The 19,264-nt window shown below is 38.9% G+C and carries 17 protein-coding genes; 3 read left to right on the forward strand and 14 right to left on the reverse strand.

The annotated features are described in order from the left end of the window. Positions 1-42: 42 nt before the first annotated feature. Positions 43-1,713 carry an alpha-glucosidase gene (locus tag FAZ25_RS08585; RefSeq protein ID WP_192269485.1) on the reverse strand — a complete coding sequence of 557 codons (1,671 nt, stop codon included), beginning with the start codon at positions 1,711-1,713 and terminating at the stop codon, positions 43-45. Positions 1,714-1,829: 116 nt separating this feature from the next. Here FAZ25_RS08585 and FAZ25_RS08590 point away from each other — a divergent pair, with 116 nt between their 5' ends. Beyond that, complete coding sequence (locus FAZ25_RS08590) at positions 1,830-2,828, forward strand: LacI family DNA-binding transcriptional regulator (RefSeq protein WP_040176810.1); 999 nt, start codon at positions 1,830-1,832, stop codon at positions 2,826-2,828. Between the two features lie 43 nt (positions 2,829-2,871). On the opposite strand, the gene pgmB is transcribed toward FAZ25_RS08590, so the two are convergent. From pgmB to FAZ25_RS08610, 4 genes are all read right to left on the reverse strand, one after another. Next, on the reverse strand, positions 2,872-3,546 hold the full coding sequence (pgmB, locus tag FAZ25_RS08595; RefSeq protein WP_004904082.1) for a beta-phosphoglucomutase: 675 nt from the start codon (positions 3,544-3,546) through the stop codon (positions 2,872-2,874). A 96-nt stretch (positions 3,547-3,642) separates the two neighbouring features. After that, positions 3,643-5,904, reverse strand: a complete 2,262-nt coding sequence (locus tag FAZ25_RS08600; RefSeq protein WP_192269488.1) for a glycoside hydrolase family 65 protein — start codon at positions 5,902-5,904, stop codon at positions 3,643-3,645. A gap of 39 nt (positions 5,905-5,943) precedes the next feature. Continuing rightward, positions 5,944-7,287: an SLC45 family MFS transporter gene (locus FAZ25_RS08605; protein WP_004904086.1), complete on the reverse strand. Its 1,344-nt coding sequence runs from the start codon at positions 7,285-7,287 to the stop codon at positions 5,944-5,946. 104 nt (positions 7,288-7,391) lie between these two features. Next, positions 7,392-8,339, reverse strand: a complete 948-nt coding sequence (locus FAZ25_RS08610; protein ID WP_004907226.1) for a LacI family DNA-binding transcriptional regulator — start codon at positions 8,337-8,339, stop codon at positions 7,392-7,394. A 119-nt stretch (positions 8,340-8,458) separates the two neighbouring features. On the opposite strand from FAZ25_RS08610, the gene FAZ25_RS09695 reads away from it, so the two are divergent. Continuing rightward, positions 8,459-8,593, forward strand: a complete 135-nt coding sequence (locus FAZ25_RS09695) for a hypothetical protein (RefSeq protein ID WP_004899940.1) — start codon at positions 8,459-8,461, stop codon at positions 8,591-8,593. Positions 8,594-8,622: 29 nt separating this feature from the next. Here the strand turns inward: FAZ25_RS09695 and FAZ25_RS08615 are convergent, their stop codons facing one another. From FAZ25_RS08615 to FAZ25_RS08640, 6 genes are all read right to left on the reverse strand, one after another. Further along, a complete protein-coding gene (locus FAZ25_RS08615) occupies positions 8,623-9,081 on the reverse strand; it encodes a hypothetical protein (RefSeq protein WP_012305112.1) in 459 nt (152 codons plus the stop codon). Between the two features lie 23 nt (positions 9,082-9,104). Continuing rightward, complete coding sequence (locus FAZ25_RS08620; RefSeq protein ID WP_004907233.1) at positions 9,105-11,657, reverse strand: GW dipeptide domain-containing protein; 2,553 nt, start codon at positions 11,655-11,657, stop codon at positions 9,105-9,107. A gap of 124 nt (positions 11,658-11,781) precedes the next feature. Further along, positions 11,782-12,381 carry a nitroreductase family protein gene (locus FAZ25_RS08625; protein WP_004907235.1) on the reverse strand — a complete coding sequence of 200 codons (600 nt, stop codon included), beginning with the start codon at positions 12,379-12,381 and terminating at the stop codon, positions 11,782-11,784. Positions 12,382-12,482: 101 nt separating this feature from the next. Further along, positions 12,483-13,007, reverse strand: coding sequence for a GNAT family N-acetyltransferase (locus FAZ25_RS08630; protein WP_004899947.1), 525 nt, complete (start codon positions 13,005-13,007; stop codon positions 12,483-12,485). Positions 13,008-13,150: 143 nt separating this feature from the next. Further along, positions 13,151-14,338, reverse strand: coding sequence for an aminotransferase class I/II-fold pyridoxal phosphate-dependent enzyme (locus tag FAZ25_RS08635; protein WP_192269491.1), 1,188 nt, complete (start codon positions 14,336-14,338; stop codon positions 13,151-13,153). A 125-nt stretch (positions 14,339-14,463) separates the two neighbouring features. Next, positions 14,464-15,597 (reverse strand): class I SAM-dependent RNA methyltransferase, encoded by a 1,134-nt coding sequence (locus FAZ25_RS08640; protein WP_004899951.1) that lies wholly within the window; start codon positions 15,595-15,597, stop codon positions 14,464-14,466. Positions 15,598-15,664: 67 nt separating this feature from the next. Here FAZ25_RS08640 and FAZ25_RS08645 point away from each other — a divergent pair, with 67 nt between their 5' ends. Beyond that, positions 15,665-15,952, forward strand: coding sequence for a hypothetical protein (locus FAZ25_RS08645; RefSeq protein WP_012305111.1), 288 nt, complete (start codon positions 15,665-15,667; stop codon positions 15,950-15,952). Here the strand turns inward: FAZ25_RS08645 and FAZ25_RS08650 are convergent. The 3 genes from FAZ25_RS08650 to FAZ25_RS08660 all read right to left on the reverse strand — a co-directional run bounded on the left by FAZ25_RS08650 (position 15,944) and on the right by FAZ25_RS08660 (position 19,255). Beyond that, positions 15,944-16,582, reverse strand: a complete 639-nt coding sequence (locus tag FAZ25_RS08650) for a DnaD domain-containing protein (RefSeq protein ID WP_004907238.1) — start codon at positions 16,580-16,582, stop codon at positions 15,944-15,946. The genes FAZ25_RS08645 and FAZ25_RS08650 overlap by 9 nt on opposite strands. 125 nt (positions 16,583-16,707) lie before the next feature. Next, on the reverse strand, positions 16,708-18,015 hold the full coding sequence (gene asnS / locus FAZ25_RS08655) for an asparagine--tRNA ligase (RefSeq protein ID WP_004899955.1): 1,308 nt from the start codon (positions 18,013-18,015) through the stop codon (positions 16,708-16,710). A gap of 58 nt (positions 18,016-18,073) precedes the next feature. After that, complete coding sequence (locus FAZ25_RS08660; RefSeq protein ID WP_004904107.1) at positions 18,074-19,255, reverse strand: pyridoxal phosphate-dependent aminotransferase; 1,182 nt, start codon at positions 19,253-19,255, stop codon at positions 18,074-18,076. Positions 19,256-19,264 lie beyond the last annotated feature (9 nt).

The following is a 19,264-nucleotide window of genomic DNA, read 5'->3' on the forward strand; positions in this document are numbered from 1 at the left end:
TTTATTCGCTTGAATCAATTATTCAGGCCACTACTTCAGATTTTAAAATAAATATACCTTGGCTTCGTAAGGGCGCAAAGTATCGCCCAAATCATCATCATAATTACTTATCAACACAGTTGCAGAATCAGGTCGCTCATAGTGACGCTTTTGCATCTTTTCTGTAAAATTACTAATAACTAAGAGCTGTGCATCGTCGCTTATTCGACGGTAAGCATAAACTGAGTCATCCGCTATATCTAACACAACATATTTGCCAGTTGTTATAAGTGGCATTGTTTGCCTTAAGTGAATTAATTTTTGGTAATAATAGAAAAGTGATTGTTTATCTGACAATGCAGCTGACACATTGATTTCTGAATAATTGTTATTTACTGGTAACCAGGGCTTATCGTCGGTAAAACCAGCGTTTAACGTCTTATCCCATTGCATCGGTGTTCGCGCATTGTCACGTGATGAATGGTAAATATAGGACATCATTTTGTCAGGTGTCATGCGCTTTTGTTTTAACACCAAATCATCGTAAGCATTTCGCGTATCAATATCTTTGTATTGCGTAATACTTGGCCATTTGACATTCGTCATACCAATTTCTTCACCTTGGTAAATATAAGGGGTTCCTTGCATAAAATGTAGCGTTGTCGCTAACATTTTGGCTGATATCACACGATATTGGTCAGAGTCATTGCCAAATCGCGAAACAACTCTAGGGCGATCATGATTGTTCCAGTACAGACTATTCCAAGCTTTGCCATATAAATCATTTTGCCATTTTGACAAAATGCGCTTAAGCATCACTAAATTAAATCGCTCATCACTCCACTTCCCAAAACCTTCACGACTATTATCGACTTCGGTATGCTCAAATTGAAAAATCATCTGTAATTGATTAGCAGTCGTACCAGCATATTTAATTGCATCTTCTGTTGTGACACCGGGTGTTTCACCAACTGTTATAATGTCATATTTTGATAAAACTTCATGATTCATTTCCTGCAAATACGCATGAATTTTTGGCCCATTAGCTATAAAATTCATCGATGAGCTATGATTTTCTGTTGTAACATTTGGATCATCAACGAAATGCACTGGCTTCGATAGCAAGTTAATGACATCCATCCTAAAACCATCAACCCCCTGATTTAACCACCATGTCATCATGCTATAAATTTCGTGACGTAATGTTGGGTTTTCCCAGTTTAGGTCGGGCTGCTTTTTTGAAAATAGGTGAAGATAGTACTGTTGCGTCGTGTCATCAAATGCCCACGCTGAACCACCAAAATCTGATTGCCAATTGTTTGGTTCGTGACCATCGACCGGATCACGCCATATATAATATTGTCGATAAGGATTATCTTTACTTTGGCGACTAGCCTTAAACCAAGCATGTTCATCAGATGTATGATTAACAACTAGGTCCATCATGATTTTTAAACCTAGACGATGTGCAACTGAAAACATTTCTTGGACGTCTGCCATGGTGCCAAATTCTGGTAAAATACGACAGTAGTCGCTAATATCATAGCCATTATCGTCATTAGGGGATTCATAGATTGGACTTAACCAAATCACCTGAACGCCTAATGACTTCAGATAAGGTAGACGTGCGATAATGCCTGGTATATCACCGATACCGTCATGATTACTATCTTGAAAACTTCTTGGATAAATCTGGTAGACAACTGCTTGTTGCCACCACTGTTCACCTGTCATATTAATTTCCTTTAGCCTTGTATCGAACACTAACAATAATTTGCGTAAACGTTTACGCATTAAATTGTAACCGCTTTCATTATTCCTGTCAACCTTTTTAGTTTATAATATAAAATATGAAAGTAACCATAAAAGACATTGCTAATAAAGCTGGTATTTCGCCTGCTTCTGTCTCGCGTATTTTAACTAATCGCGGGCGTTTTAATGCTGATACGGCAGTGCGCGTTCGTGCCATTGCAACAGCTATGGGATATTTAAAAAATCAGTCTGCTGCTGATTTAGCACAAAAGCAGAGCCACGTGGTTGGTGTCTTAGTACCAACCGAACATACGAACTTTGCCGATGAAATTATTAAGGGTATGCAAGCCAAAGCGCATGAGTTAAATTATGAACTATTGGTCACCTTTATTGAAAGTGATGAAGTACGTCAACTACAGACAGTTCAGTCATTGCTATCCCGACAAGTGTTGGCAATTTTTATGTTAGCTATTGATCCTTCAAATGCCTTGCTGGAGATGTTAACGCGTAGCGATGTGCAGTTAATCAGTATTTCTAACCAATTAAATACAAAAATCCCATCAATCTCATCGGATAACTATGCTATGATGCATCAAGTTGTCGATTTTCTATATCAGAAGGGTCACCGTGACATCGCTCTTATTGGTTCTTCCGAGCCGGATCCTATCGTAGCGCGCTTGCGTCGGCAAGGTTTCATTGAAGCTTTGGCCAAACATAACCTGCCGTATCATCCCGAATTTATTTGGGGTGATAAAAACAACTACGAGACTGGTTTAGCAGCAATCAAACATTTTAAAACACCACTACCATTTACTGCTGCTATCGGTTCTGCAGATATTATCAGTGTCGGCTTACTGAACGGTGCCAAAGATGCTGGGATTGTTGTCCCAACTGATTTTTCTATTATTAGCGTTGATGGAACTGAATTAACCCAGCTGACACGACCACCACTTAATACTGTGCAACAAAATTTTCATTTAATGGGTAGTCTAGCAATTACCGCACTTGTCGAACAAACTTTATCGCCAAGCGCTGTCCTTTTTACTGAAACCAAATTAATAGCTGGTGGCACGGTTGAAAAAATCATAGCATCATAAAAAGCACAGAATTAACAAATATTACTGTACTTTTTATTTGATATCATATATTTTTCATATCATGTGCAATATTGGCAAGTGTCACACTTTCCGTCGACGGATAAATTAAATTTGCTGCCGATAAAACTGTTGCGTTACCAATACCAAGTGAGGTTTGTCCAGCAGCGTTAATCGCTGTAATACCAGCAGTGGCATCTTCTAAACCTATGACTTGTGTATTATCTAATGACATGATGTCTGCTGAACGTAAAAATATTTCTGGGTTTGGTTTACCATTTTTTAGGGCCGTTGGATCAACAATCCCATCAAAATAATCAGTTAGCTGTAGTTGTGACAAAATGAGTGGTGCATTTTTCGATGCCGAAGCAATAGCCATTTTATAGCCATTGTCATAGGCAGAATCAATAAATTTCAACATACCAGGCAAAATATCTTTTGGTGTTAGTGTCACAATTAGTTGCTGGTAATGTTGATTTTTTTTGTCAGCGAGCTCTTTTTTGGCGGCCATTGATAACGCTAGTAAACGATTACTAGCATCAAGAATTATCTGCAACGATGCCATGCGACTAACCCCTTTTAATGACTCTGCCAAAGATGTTGTCCAAGTTGTTCCGACTTCCTCAGCTATTTTTTGCCAAGCCAATGCATGAAATTTAGCAGTGTCAGCAATGACCCCATCTAAATCAAATGCGAAACCCTTAATATTTTCAAACTTCATATACGCTCTCCTTTAATTGCATATGTCACGTGATAAGCCTTTGTGACGTTAGCAAGTCATGTTTGCATTTCAATTGCTATGGCTACATGGTAGGGCCTATTTAGATGTCAAAAAAACATCCGCCCCTAATAAATTAATTGTTAAATTTTTGCCTGATATTAATGCCACTGTTGTTTCTTTTTGATTAACAGTGACTTCTAGTACGCGACCTCTAAATACTAGACGAAAACTATACTGTTGCCATTTTTCTGGTAAAAATGGTTTCAAATATAATTTATTTTCTCGCACTCTCATACCCGCAAAACCTTGCACAATAGCTAACCAAGAGCCTGTCATTGAGGTAATATGTAGACCATCAGCTGTGTCATTATTATAATTATCTAAATCAAGTCTAGCTGCACGTTCGTACATTTCAACAGCTTTCTCAGCCATTTGTAAGTCAGCCGCAAGAACTGAGTGAACCGAAGGCGACAATGACGATTCATGTACAGTCAAAGGTTCATAAAAATCAAAATTCTGCTGTTTTTCTTCAGTCGTAAAAGCATCAGGAAAATAAAACATCGCGTGCAATGTATCTGACTGTTTGATGTACGGTGATCGTAAAATACGATCCCAAGACCAATGTTGATTAATCGGGCGAATAGTTTGTGGCATGTCGGCAATAGGCGTTAAATCTTTGTCTAGGAAGGTATCATGTTGGACAAAAATATGCGTCTTCTTACCATGTAAATCAATATCTGCTTCAGGTAAATACATTTTATCGACAATGTCTTGCCAGTGCGCAAGCTCTTTTGATTCAATGTTTAATACTGCCTGTTGTGCTTTATCAATCTCATCATAGTGTGATACTGCATAGCTCAAAACCCATTTTGCCATCCAGTTTGTATAAAAATTATTATTGACATTATTTTCATATTCATTAGGCCCAGTTACACCATGAATCATATAGCAATCTCGACGTGTTACGTAATGTACACGGTCAGCCCAAAATCGCGCAATATTATAAAAGACTTGTGCGCCATAACCGTTAAACCACGAGTGGTCTCCAGTAATATTAGTATAATTGTAAATGCCATAAGCAATCGTTGCGTTACGGTGAATTTCTTCAAAAGTAATTTCCCATTCGTTATGTGATTCAATCCCATCAAACGTCACCATTGGATACAAAGCGCCCTTAAGTCCCTGCATCTTTGCGTTATGGAACGCCCCTTCTAATTGATTGAATCGATATTGCAATAGCGCCCGCGTTACAGCAGGATCAGCAACACCTAAATAAACCGGAATAGCAAAGGCTTCCGTATCCCAATAAGTTGCCCCACCATATTTTTCACCAGTAAAACCTTTGGGCCCAATGTTAAGACGTGGGTCATTACCATAATAAGTTGAGAATAGCTGGAACAAGTTAAAACGAATGCCTTGTTGAGCCGCATCGTCACCAACAATTTGAATATCAGCTTTAGCCCACCTTTGAGCCCATTCATCTTGGTGTGCTTGATACAATTCTTGATAAGTGGTGGACTGAATAGTTTCAGTTAAGTGCTGGCTTGCTGCAATCGTGGCTGTTAAATCATCATAATCGCGTGAAGTGGTCACAATCACGCGTTTTTCAAAGCTTGCTTGTCCTTTAGCTGGCACCTCAATATTGAAAGTATCTGTGACTGCTTTTTCTGTTTCGTGTGCTGCTTGTTGTGTGCCACCTTGAAAACTTTGACGTGCCACCACCGTAAATTGCGGCACCTTGAAAGGATTGGGCATTGTTTGTGTTGCCATAAATGCTGTCTGCTGTTCATGACCAGCAGCTAAAACTTGCCAAAACTGCTCATCATAATTGGCATCTTCGTTAGTAACATCCGCATCAATTGTTGCATCAAACCTCACACGATGCGCTACACCGTCTAGCGACATAAATTCATAATGACTGACCATGAGTTCCTTCATCGCAGCTGAAACCAATCGTGTAATTTTCACTTGGACGCCAAATACGGCAAATGTGCGATTCAAGACCCCTGTTTTCATATCGAGAGAAAGCTCAAAATCAGAAAAAGGATTACGCGCTAAATCAATTTGCTGGTCGTCAATATAAATATCAGCCTTAACAAAATTCAAAGCGTTGATGGCTTTACCAAAATATTCTGGATAACCATTTTTCCACCAGCCAACGCGTGTCTTATCCGGAAACCAAACACCACCAATATAAATGCCTTGATGCGTGTCGCCCGAGTAGGTTTCTTCAAACATACCGCGCATACCCATATATTCATTTCCTAAACTCGTCATTGATTCTTGTAACCGTTTATTTTCCGAGTTAAGCTCATGCGTTGTAATTAACCAAGGATCAATATCAAATATACGTTTCATTATTTCTACCCCTTTTATTTCTTACTAATAAATATCAAACTAATTAATGTTGTGCTGGGCTTCTTTAATAAAGCCAACACTTAGTGCGCCAAGTAGCATTAAACAACCTGACACCAAAATCATGGTTGGAAAATGTGACCCTAATGCTGGGAAAATTGCGAAACTGGCAACTGAGGCAACGATTTGTGGTAAACAAATCGATCCATTAAACAGACCCAAATAAGTGCCCATATGGTCTCCAGGTAATGCATTAGTGACCATAATGAATGGATACGCCATCATACCCGCCCATGATACACCAATTAATACAAACGAACCAATGAGGGCGTACTGCGAGTGAATAAAGAAAACCGAAACAAAGCCGATAGCACCTAAAAATAATGATAGTGCGTAGCCCAATTTATTTTTACCTGCAGGTATCTTAGACAACACTAATGACCACAATACCGCTGAGATAGCATAGACAGCCGATAAAATACCGAACCAGTTACCCCCATTTTGATAGCCGGAACTTGTTGGATTAATAGCGTTAAACACATTGTCAGCGACAGCTCCTGTGCCATAAGTCCATAAATATTGAAAAGCCATCCAACTAAAAAATTGTGTCACAGTGACCAGCCAGAATGTTTTGGGTGCACGTTTTAACAAAGTCAAGAAGTCAGATTGCCCGTCTTCTGGTTTATTTAATGCATAACCATGATACAATTCATAAGTTTTGTCATCGTACTCTTTCACATTAAACACTGCAATTAACGAAAAGATAACTAAGACAACCGCCCCAGCATAAAATGAAATCACCACAGACGGTGGTACTTCACCTTTTGGTGCCGTGTTAGCAACACCGATTATCGTGAGTAAAAAAGGGAAAATTGTAGCCAATACAGACCCCGTATTAGATAAAAAGCTTTGTATTGCATAAGCATATGATTTTTGTTCTTCATTGACCATATCTCCAACAACCATTTTAAATGGTTGCATGGCAACATTCGAACTCAAGTCCATAAACAAAATTGTAATGGCACCAAACCAGAGACCTGCAGTAGTTGAAAAACCAAAACTACCTGAGTTGGGCAATAAAAACATGACAATGACTGACACCAATGCGCCCACCAATAAATAAGGCATTCGTCGGCCAAAACGTTTGGTCCAAGTTCTATCTGAAAAATAACCCACAATAGGTTGGACAAAAAGACCAGCTAAAGGTGGCAAAATAAAGAAAAATCCAAGTTTTGTTGGATCTGCACCGAGTGTCTGAAAAATACGACCCATCTGCGAACTTTGCAGTGAAAAGGCCATTTGGACGCCAAGAAAACCAAAACTCAACATCCAAATTGTACGCAGTGGCAAATTTGGTAAACCCTTGCCGCGTTGTTGATTACGCATGATAAACTCCTTTATACTAAATTTTGTAAACGCTTACAAAATTTAGTATAAAGTCGTCTTGCAAAAAATGATATAGTGTTTTACATGTTAACGATAACATGTTTTTATACTTGACGCGTTGAATCTCTTTTTACTAACCGTGGCTGAATTAACTCCGTTTTTAATTCACTATGATGCAACTGGTTCAGCAAATTAGACACTAAAGTATTAGCCAACTGCCGAAATGGTTGCTTAATCGTGGTTAACTTAGGTGATGTGATTTGATCAATAAAGACACCATCAAATCCGACAACACCATAGTTTTCAGGTATCTGGCTTTGTGCTTTCAATGCTCTGACAACTCCTAACGCAATGCGGTCCGTAGCGCAAACAATGCCTGTATTTTTTGGTAGGTGCGCTATAATATTCTGGATTAACTTTTCTGCATCGTGCGAATGATTAGACACGTCATAAGTTCTGGAGACAAGATGATGTTTAGCCATTGTTTCCAAATACCCTTGTTCTCGCTCCCGTACAAAAGGGAGTGCCATTGTCATACCAATATAAATCACCTTTTTGTATCCTGCTTCAATGAGATGTGTTGTAGCTAAGCTTGTTCCCATACGATTATTCACATCAACGTAAGGTAAATCATACCATGTAGGCGCTTGCCCATAGAGCACCATTGGCACATTAATTGCTGATAGACGTTCAAGATCTGAATCACGCCAGCCACTAACAATCAGTCCATCAACGTGACTATTTGGTTCCAGTATGGTACTAATTTCTAGAGTATAGCCTTTTTGATTCAACACTTCAGCAATTTCTAATAATAATATGGCATAATTCGGTTCAACGGTAGCAATATCTTCTAATACAATAAATTGGATAACATAGTTTTGCTGATTAACTAATGCTTTAGCTATTCGATTTGGTTGATAGCCTACCGCCTTAATGGCTTGGTTAACCAAGTCACGTACTTCGTCAGACACGAGATTTGGGTGATTAATGACGCGACTGACTGTCATTTGGGAAACATGCGCTTGTCGCGCAACATCAGCTAAATTAACCATTTTATACTCCTACTGATTCATTGTTATTAGTGTTATTTTATCATGTTCACATCAATTTAATGGCAGTAACTCAGCAAATAACGTATACTAGATAAAGTAAATAAACAGGAGGATTGACAATGGGCCGTTATCAAATTGATTTTAAACAAAAACAAGCTAACGCTAAATACAAATCAACACAACAAACACAACTGACAAAAGCTGAAAAACTAGCTGAGATGAAAGAAAAATTTTTGAAAACAAAAAGCAAGTAACCCGTTAATACGGATTACTTGCTTTTTAATTAAAATCCTTGTGACTTAAGATAACTAATAAAGTCTTGCTTGGCGGCATTTGACTTGATGATATAGCCATTAATATCGTTATTAGAAAATGCACCATCGTCAATCCCTGCTTGCCTCATAGCCTGTCTTGCAGCCGCAACTGTCATGATTTGGCCAGCTTGACTTGATTGTTGCGCAATTTGCTTTTCTTCCGACTCATGTCCGGCACCATTAGGAACAACACTACTGCTTGCACTAGGTTGTGCATCAGTTGTCGTTGCTTGTGACGTTTGTTCCGTCTGAGACGTTGCGATACTTTTATCTGACGGTTCACTCGACATGGTGGTTTTAGATTGCGATTGTGATGTCGCCTTCTCTGTGACAGTTGTCGGCGTTTTTTTGTTACTATGTCCCCACACGACTAATCCACCAACGATAACAATCAAAACAATCACACCACTAATTATTTTTTTTAACATTCTTTGCCCCCTAATATTAATTATTAATCAAACGCATTGAGTACATACCTTGCTATACGCGTAATCATACTACTTGCATAATTCGGATCAGTTGCATAACCTGCTTGTTGCAAATGTGTTGCGGCATCACGATAATTTGTTGAATTTGATCTTAATGCTTGACGATAATTGGTAGCCATTTTATCGACATAATCATTTAAACCATCCGCTTGTGTCGTATATTTTTTAAATGCTGCCATCACATAATAGCTATCACCTTTTTTAACATGTATGGTTTTATTGGTAAAATCGACAACCGACATCTCCTGATGAGCGACTTCGCGTGTCTTCACATTATATACAGCACCATGCCAATCTGATGTGGCTTTGACACCAAACAAATTATTCGCCTGCGTTGCAAGTTCACTTTGGCCCCAAGCACTTTCAGTAATTGCTTGTGACAACACAACTGATGGCCACAAATTATTATTCCTTGCAACCGTTACAGCATCTGGCAACAAGTTGCTGAGCCATTGTTTCTGTGTTGCAGAAACCCCTGTTAATGATAACTGATTAATATTGATATCTTTTTGTCCAGTAGGTGTTTGACTAGCTGATAACGCCCGCAAATCAATCCAATACTTTTGACCGCTCCGCATTGTAATCTCGGCCCAACTACCATTCTTTGTATCGGCCGTTTGTGTGACAGTAACGGTCTGTTGATCATACTGTGGTGCCATACCAGCCGCATGCATGCTATTTAATGTCGCACGCCATGGTCCACCGATAAACAAACCATCATTACGGCCATTCTCATTAATGCGTGCCTGATAATTAACAGCCTTTTGATTACTCATAGCATCAAATGATTCTAGTGTCTTCAGTGCCCTGATATCAATCCAATACCTTTGGCCGCTTGTTAAGGTAATTTCAGCCCAACGACCATTCTTTGTGTCAGCTGTTTGTGTGACAGTGACACGTTGTTGATGGTATTGTGGTGCCATACCTGCTGCACGCATGCTACTAACAGTTGCACGCCATGGTCCGCCGATGAACAAACCATCATTTCGACCGTTTTCATTGATTTGTGCTGAATAGTTAACTGTTTTTTGGTTACTCATGGCATCAAAAGCATTTATGGACTTTAGCGCTTTAATGTCAATCCAATATTTCTGACCACTTGTTAATAGAATTTCAGCCCAACTACCGTTCTTTGTATCAGCAGTCTGAGTCACTGTCACTGTCTGATGATCATATTGCGGTGCCATACTTGCTGCACGCAAACTACTAATTGTTGCGCGCCATGGCCCGCCGACAAACAAGCCATCATTACGCCCATTTTCATTAATTTCCGCTGCGTAATTGACTACTTTCTGATTGCTCATGGCGTCCACAGCTTGTAACGCTCTACTGTCAATCCAGTACTTTTGACCAGTTGATAACATAATTTCAGACCAGCTACCATTCTTTGTGTCAGCAGTCTGAGTCACTGTCACATGCTGCTGATCGTATTGTGGCGCCATACCTGCTGCACGCATACTGTTGATAGTTGCACGCCATGGCCCGTCAATAAACAAGCCATCGTTACGACCGTTCTCGTTAACTTGTGCTGTGTAGTTCACTATTTTTTGATTACTTATCGTGTCGACAGCTTGCAATGCTTTTATGTCAACCCAGTACTTTTGACCATTGGTTAATACGATTTCAGCCCAGCTGCCATTCGTTGTATCAGCAGTTTGTGTAACTGTCACCCGTTGTTGATCATACTGTGGTGCCATACCTGCTGCACGCATACTGCTGTTTGTAGCACGCCATGGCCCACCAATAAACAAGCCGTCATTACGACCATTTTCATTAATTTGTGCTGAATAGTTCACTGTTTTTTGATTGCTCATCGTGTCAAATGAACTTTTGTTGTAATAATAAGCAACCAAATCACGGAATTGATTCATATCATATTTTTGATAAAAATACTTTTGCCCACGACCATTCCAGTAAGCCACAGGGTCAACGTGATCTGTCCCGCCCCATTTATACGAAATATTTTCATGACTAGCCAAATTACCATCTAAGTCTTTATTGGCAATTGACACTAACTTTGGCGCTCCCATACCATACCTAATCATTTGGTTAGCTGTCCAATTTGCCAGTGAGGCAATCTGTTGCGCAAATTCGCCTTTACTGTTCACTCGAATTTGCTCAATTTGGTCAGCATAGCGATTACCAAAAGGGCCAGCACCCCAGGCAATTTTAGAAGTATCCGCAATTGTTTTTAATTGACTGCCGTCAACAAAACTATGCACAAATGCACTGTCCTGATGGTTGACCATATAAGTAATTTCATTATCTATGGTACTAAATTCGACCCCGACATCGTGAATAATCACCATCTGTGGTTTGCCAAATTTAAAGTTCATATTAATCCCACCATTATTGGCAGGATTTTGCATCGTAATACGATAATTCACTTGTTCTCTTGCAGGTGTAATATTGTTTTTTAAAATATAGTCATTCACTGCACTTGAGGCAGAGACGCGCTCTATGCCAATAAAAAATGTCGTCGATAAAACTAACACAATCCATTTAGTCTTCTTCACAATGCCATTCTCCAATATTTATATTCATTACGATTATACTAAATATGTATTACACTTAAATGTCTAGGTTGTCACAATTTAAAAAGCCACCCATGATTATCATCGGTGACAAAACAATGCTTAATTAGTTAAAATACTTAAAACGCTCATCATCAGCAATAGTATCTTTATTTGATGGTACTGCCAAAATTTCCCCAAAAGGCATTTGCGCACGTAAACGCCACGCGTTAGGGATATTAAATGCTGCAGCAACTTGATCATCAATTAATGGATTGTAATGTTGTAACGAAGCACCCATACCATTCTCCGTCAATGCAAGCCATGTAGCATACTCTGCAATGGCGTGACCCTGCTCTGACCAATCATAAAAATTTTCAGCATACAATGGCACATTCTGTTCAAAAGACTTAACCACGCTCATATCTGTGTAAAAAAGCACAGTACCATAGGCAGATAAAAAGCTATTCTTAATTTTTTCTATTGACTTAGTATAAGCCGCTTGATCAGATACTTGCGTTTTTAAACTGTCGATTACAATTTGCCATAGTTTGTCATGTGAATTTCCAGTCAGTACCACTACTCTGACGGATTGATTGTTAAACGCTGTTGGAGAGGCCTTAACCGCTGTGGTTACAATATCAGATATTGTTTCTGGTGTCTGCGCAATATTTTTTCCGAGTGAGTAAATAGAGCGCCGTTGCTGTTGTAGTTGTTTAAATAACATATCATTGAATACACGTGCTTTTTTTAAGAGCGTGTATTTCCTCCTTTTGCAAATAGATACCTTATTATCATATCAGCTTACTAATAATAAGTAAATAAACACTAAATCACAATTTGATATGCCCATCTCAACTCACGCGATTGTCCATCATTAATGTAAACATGCCCCTTTAAATGAAAGCCATTACCAGTGATAACAGCCTGCATAGGGACATTATTTGGATGGGTATCTATTCTGAAATCACGACAATTTAATGCTATGAAATAAGTAAAAATACATGACATCAAACGTTGGGCTAGTTTTTGACCATGATAACGATTAGAAATAACAAAACGATGAATCGCAGCATAGTTAGTGGTTGAATTTAACCATTCGCCATTTTCAATCGCATCATAAATTGGGTCTTGCCCTTCGATCACCGCTGCATAACCAACAACTGAATTATCTAATAGCAAAACATAACCTTGTTGACGCGCTATATCATCACTAATCGTGTCTTTGTTGGGATATGTCCCTTGCCATTGATTTAAACCTTGAGCTTTTAAAAAAGCGCGACCTTGATTGATGATTTGCTCAATCACTGTGCAATCAGACTGCTGAGCTTCTCGCATGTATACTGCTGGCATTATTATTAAAATACTCGATTAATTTTTGATAGCATATCAAGTTAACCAAATATATCTCCTTTTTTCATGATTCATAGATAAAAACTAACAACTAAAGTAAGTTGAGTAGTCACATTTTACCATGTGCCTGATAAAAATACAGACTATTTCCTAATAATTCCTGCGTAACAAGTCAATCGCGCTACAGCCTCTTCTAACTTAGACATCGCAGCAGCATAACTGACTCTAATATATCCCGCACCACCGGGGCCAAATCCCGCCCCCGCAACAACTGCTAATTGTACTTTGTCTACCAAATCGTTAGCAAACGCCACGTCATCTTGTATAAAATCATCTGGTACTTTAGCAAAAACATAAAAAGCGCCATTGGGCACTATGCATTCGAACTCTAATTGCTTTAGTGCCTTGACTAAATAGTCACGTCGATGCTGATAATCTTGTTTCATTTTAGCAGTTGATACTAGGCTTTCTTGGCTACTAAAAGCCACTTTAGCTGCAGCCATCGCGGGATTAGAAGGTGTCATAATAATAAAACTGTGGACCTTATTGAATTCATTTATTAGTAGTGTTGGCCCTGCCAATACGCCAATGCGATAACCTGTCATGGCATACGCTTTAGAAACCCCATTAATGACAACAGTTTGTTCAGGTAGATAGCGAGCAATAGATTCATGCTGTCCATTATATGTTAATTCAGAATATATTTCATCTGAAATAATCAAAATATTAGTATCTTTTAATACACTAACTAGTGCCTTAATTTGTGTTTCAGAGTAAGTGATTCCTGTGGGATTGGATGGATTATTGATAATAATTGCTTTAATATGGTGATGCGTTGCTATTGTCTGCTTTAGCTTTTCTGGCGTTAACACAAAGTCGTCATCAGAAACATCTATGAGCACTGGTTGACCACCATTGATGCGCGTCATTTGTGCATAAATCGGGTAAGCCGGCGTAGGTATCAGTATCTCATCATTTTCATCTAAAATACTGGCTAAGACAACATACAGTGCTTCAGTCGCACCAATCGTAATTAATATATCTGTCGTTGCTCGATAGTTCAAATCATAGTGTCTTTTTAAAAATTGACTAGCTGCCTGTCTCAATGCCAAGGTACCAGCGGATACTGAATAATGTGAATCATCTGAACTAATCGCTGCAACGGCGGCTTGTTTTATGTGTTCCGGAACATTAAAATCCGGTTCGCCAATTGTTAATTTTAGAATGTTTGGGACATGATCGACCGCTTCACTAAATGTATGAATAGGACTAGGTGTGACTGTCTTTAATTGGGCAGAAAAAATATCTATCATCTTGGCTTCTTTTGACATAATGACACTCTCTTTCTAAAAATCATTAATCTGCTCACCATTCTAACAACAAATAATCGTACATAATGCTCAGTAATAGACAAAATAAAAAACAAACTTTATGCATGATGCATAAAACTTGTTTTTTATTTTGCACGCTTACCCCAATATTGGAAATAATCAACTCGCATAGCGCCATTATATAATTTACGACGTTTAGTTGCTTTTTCCCCGAATGAAGTTTCAAAATCCAAATCACTTGTAAGAATGTATTTACTCCAGCTCGGTAATTGACGATAGACGTCACCCATTTCTGTATAAAGTTCACGAGCGGCCTCTAACTCACCTAATCTTTCACCATAAGGTGGATTTGACACGAGCACACCATTCACTTTGTCCGTAGTCCAGTCCTTAGCAGCTAATTGTTTAAAGGTGATATCTTTTCCTAGACCAGCATGTTTAGCATTTTCGATGGCAATATTAACCATATTTTCATCGATATCAAAAGCTTCAATATCCAACTGTCGATCGTAATCTGCCTGTGCTTCAGCCTCATCGCGTACAATGTCAGATAATGACTTATCAAACCAATCCATTTGTTCAATGTCAAAATCACGAATTAAGCCAGGGGCAATATTGCGACCGATTAGTGCTGCTTCAATTGCAATCGTGCCTGATCCAGTTGTCGGATCAACAAAAGGCCGATCAGGATGCCAATTAGTAAGTAAGACGAGTGCAGCCGCAAAGTTTTCCTTTAATGGTGCACCGCCCTTGTTCACACGATAACCACGTTTGAACAAAGATGGTCCAGTGGTATCTAATGTCACCATAACATGATCTTTATCAATCATGACCTCTAATTGCGCAAAATAACCATTTTCTGGTAACCGCGTACGAATATGATAGGCCTCTTGTAATCGGTTAACAATCGCTTTTTTAGTAATGGCTTGCACATCAGGGACACTAAATAATTCTGATTTTTTTGAACGACCAGCGACCGGAAATTCAGAATCATAATTCAAAAAATCTTCCCAAGGTAATGCTTTAACACCTTCAAACAAGTCGTCAAAGGTTCTGGCATCAAACTCTCCGACAATGATTTTAATTCTATCCGCCGTGCGTAACCAGACATTTGCCGTCAAAATATCACGTGCAGTGCCCGTAAAACGCACACGATAATTTTCAACTTGGTTATCATAACCTAATCGATCTAATTCTTTTCCAACTAAAGACTCAAGCCCCGCTGCAGCAGTAGCCATAATTTGATATTTTTTTTCCATTATTTTTCCTTTATACTACTATGTAGTGATGTGATTAATAAAAATATGCTAGTCAGGCAGGAGATGCATGATGAAACTTAGTGATTTTCAAGACTTAACACAATTTATGTCTAATAAAAGTCTTATTTTTTGGCAAAATAACGATCAAATATTAGCGATAGGCGAGCTACAATATTTACCAGATTCCCCAAATATTTGCTTAGAAACTAGCAAAAAGGCCATGACATTGTCTCAATTAACCGCTAGGTTACAAGACATGGGACGTGAAACACAACTTTATTCGCCTAACTTAAAACCAATTTATGGCTTTCATTTGGACTTAGAAAAAGCTGTACCCAAAATTATTTTAAAATAAATTATCATATGTATAAGTGACCCCTCGCCTTTTTTGTTTAGCAATCTGTGCTTGCGCTGGCGTTTTAATTTGGTCTCGTTGCCAGTTAATCAGAATTGTTTCAATATATCTTAAACTCCGAGCATTATTCGCCACAGCCTCCTGTATCGCAAGCAACATCAAATCAGGCTCAAAATGATCTTGATCAAACCATTGCCCAATTGTTTGCATTTCCATAGGTGTTAATGGTCGACCGAATTCTGATTCAATTGTTTGAAAGATTTCACGTCGTGTCGACTTACCATCTGACATAATTGGTGTGGTACTAATCTTTTGACCTTGTACTAATTTTTCAATCATAGGCAGAAAATCATACGTTTCAACTTGCTTGGTCGCTGTTGAAATAACCATTAGGTCTCGCGCTATCAGGCTTTTCAACCGCGCAATCACAACGGTCTCTGTAATATGTAGCACTTGTGCTAAAATTTTAGGCGTTGCTTGATTGCCTTGCGCTTGAATACGCATCACCTGAAGATATAACGCGAGGTCATCATTATCCATCCCTATATCTTGATAATGTAGCAGCAAATCATTATTAATATTCGTTTGTCCTGCCTGAATATATTGTTGTAATCTTTTTTCTAACGCCATATCCTACCATCATATTCTATCTAAAACACTTGATAAAAACGTCCAAGTCTAACTTGGACGTTTTTTACTATAGTCAATTTTAACATTTTTTACCCAGTGGTAAAGGATAAAATTGATACTGCCACTTAAGGTCTCAGACGGTTTGTCATACGTGGGAATGGAATCGCTTCTCTAATGTGTTCCTCCCCTGTTACGAAAGTTACCATACGCTCTAGTCCTAATCCAAAACCAGAATGTGGTACAGAACCATATTTACGTAAATCAAGATACCATTCGTATTCATCCTGATTCAACCCTTCGGCCGCAATACGTTCCTTGAGGTAGTCATAATCCGTATCACGCTCAGAACCACCAATAATTTCACCATAACCTTCAGGTGCCAACAAATCAGCAGATATAACCACATCATCACGCGTTGCATGGCGCTTCATATAAAACGCTTTGATGGCCTTCGGAAAATTCACAATAAATACTGGTTTAGCAAAGTGATTAGCTAAGAAAGTTTCTTCAGGTGACCCAAAATCAACACCCCACGCAACATCAAAACCATTATCTTGGAGTAACTTAATAGCATCATCATAACTCACGCGTGGATAAGGCAACTCAGTATATGACCGTAACAAATCCTTATCTCGTTCTAATATATCAAGCTCCTGCTCGTTACGTTCTAATACCTTGGCAATCAAGAAGGCAATATACGCCTCTTGTATCTCCAAACTTTCTTCTTGATGCATAAATGCCATTTCGGGTTCAACCATCCAAAATTCAGTAAGATGGCGTCGTGTTTTTGATTTTTCAGCTCTAAAAGTAGGGCCGAAAGTAAAGACCTTTCCAAAGGCCATAGCCCCTGCTTCAGCGTACAATTGTCCTGTTTGTGACAAAAATGCTGGTTCCCCAAAATAGTCTGTTTCAAACAGCTCTGTTGTACCTTCTGGGGCAGAGCCAGTAAGCAATGGTGAATCAAGTTTAGTAAAGCCACGTTCATTGAAAAATTCGTAGGTCGCAGCAATCAATGTATTACGAATTTTCAAGGTCGCAAATGGTTTTAAATGTCTCAGATAAAGGTGACGTTCATCGAACAAAAACTCTGTCCCATGCTCTTTTGGTGTGATTGGGTAATCATGACTCTCGCCGATAATTTCCACATCAGAAATAGCAATTTCATAACCAAAAGATGACCGTTCATCTTCGTGAATTTCGCCGACAACATAAAGGCTTGTTTCTTGTTTCAAACTCTTGACAACGTCAAATACTGATTCGGGAACATCTGCTTTGGCTACGACGCCTTGAAAGAAAGCTGTACCGTCGCGCAATTGTAGGAAAGCTATTTTCCCAGAACCACGCTTTTGACGGAGCCATGCGCCGATTTTTACGGTTTGTCCGACATATTTCTTAGCATCAATGATTTGAATGGTAGGTATTTCTTGTGACATTTTGTTTCTGTATATCGCCCGCTAAATGCGAAATCAATATACTACTCCTATTTTAAAATTATTTATATTGTTGAAAAAAATTTGTCAATCTTTGAACCGCTTCGTTTAAGACTGCCTGATCTTTTGCGTAACCCATACGTAAATAACCCGGCATACTGAAGCCTTCGCCTGCAGGCAGTGCAACATGAGCCTCTTGTAACAATTTCATTGAAAGATCATTTGTATTATTCACACCAGCAGCCAACATTATGCTGTTATCGACTTTCGGAAAGAGATAAAAAGCGCCTTGCGGTTTAACAGCAACTTGAAGCCCTGGCACACTATTGAGTGCATCGAATGTTTTGTTCAAGCGCTGTTCAAATGCTAAACGCATCGTTTCCACGGTTGATTGGTCACCAAGTAAAGCTTCAATCGCTGCATACTGTGCCACAGCTGTTGGATTGGATGTCATGTGATCCAACAACTTATTCATTCCCTTAATGATTTCCGATGATGCTAAGGTCCAACCAATCCGCCAACCAGTCATAGCATAAGCCTTTGACACACCATCGACAATAATCATACGGCTATTTTCAAGGGACTGAATTTGCAGACCAGATGTGAAAGTTGTGCCATTATATACTAATTGTCCATAAATTTCATCCAAAATGACATAAGTCTCATGCGCTTCTGCCCATTCTAAAATCGCCATTATTTCGGCTTTAGAATACACTTGTCCTGTCGGATTATTAGGGGAATTAACAATGATTAACTTAATTTGCTCAGGAAAAGCGTCTAAGTCTTCGCGAGTTAATTTCAATTCTGGATTGTTTGGAATAATCGCATGAAGCTTCCCTGAAGCCAGCTTGATTTGTTCTACGTAACTCACCCATAGCGGCGCCGCTGAAACAACATTGTCTCCTGGATTTAGTAACACTTGCATCAAAGCAAATAGCGATAATTTTGCACCAGTGGTTACTGTGACGTTATCTATCAAAATATCAGCAGCATATCGCGTTTTTACCTGACTAACAATGGCAGACTTTAAAGCGTTCAAACCACTGGTTGGTGTATAAAAACTCGTTTGATGATTCTCAATGGCTTTAATAGCCGCTTGCGTGATATTATCAGGTGTTTGAAAATCAGATTCCCCCACACCTAAATTAATGACATCAATACCTTGAGCTTGCATATCCTTTGCCATACGGCTCATTGCCAAAGTTGCTGCAGGTTGTACTGCTTGTATACGCTTTGAAATCATTTTATCTCC

The sequence above is a fragment of the Leuconostoc sp. LN180020 genome (genome assembly GCF_014844115.1).
Lineage (GTDB): Bacteria > Bacillota > Bacilli > Lactobacillales > Lactobacillaceae > Leuconostoc > Leuconostoc citreum.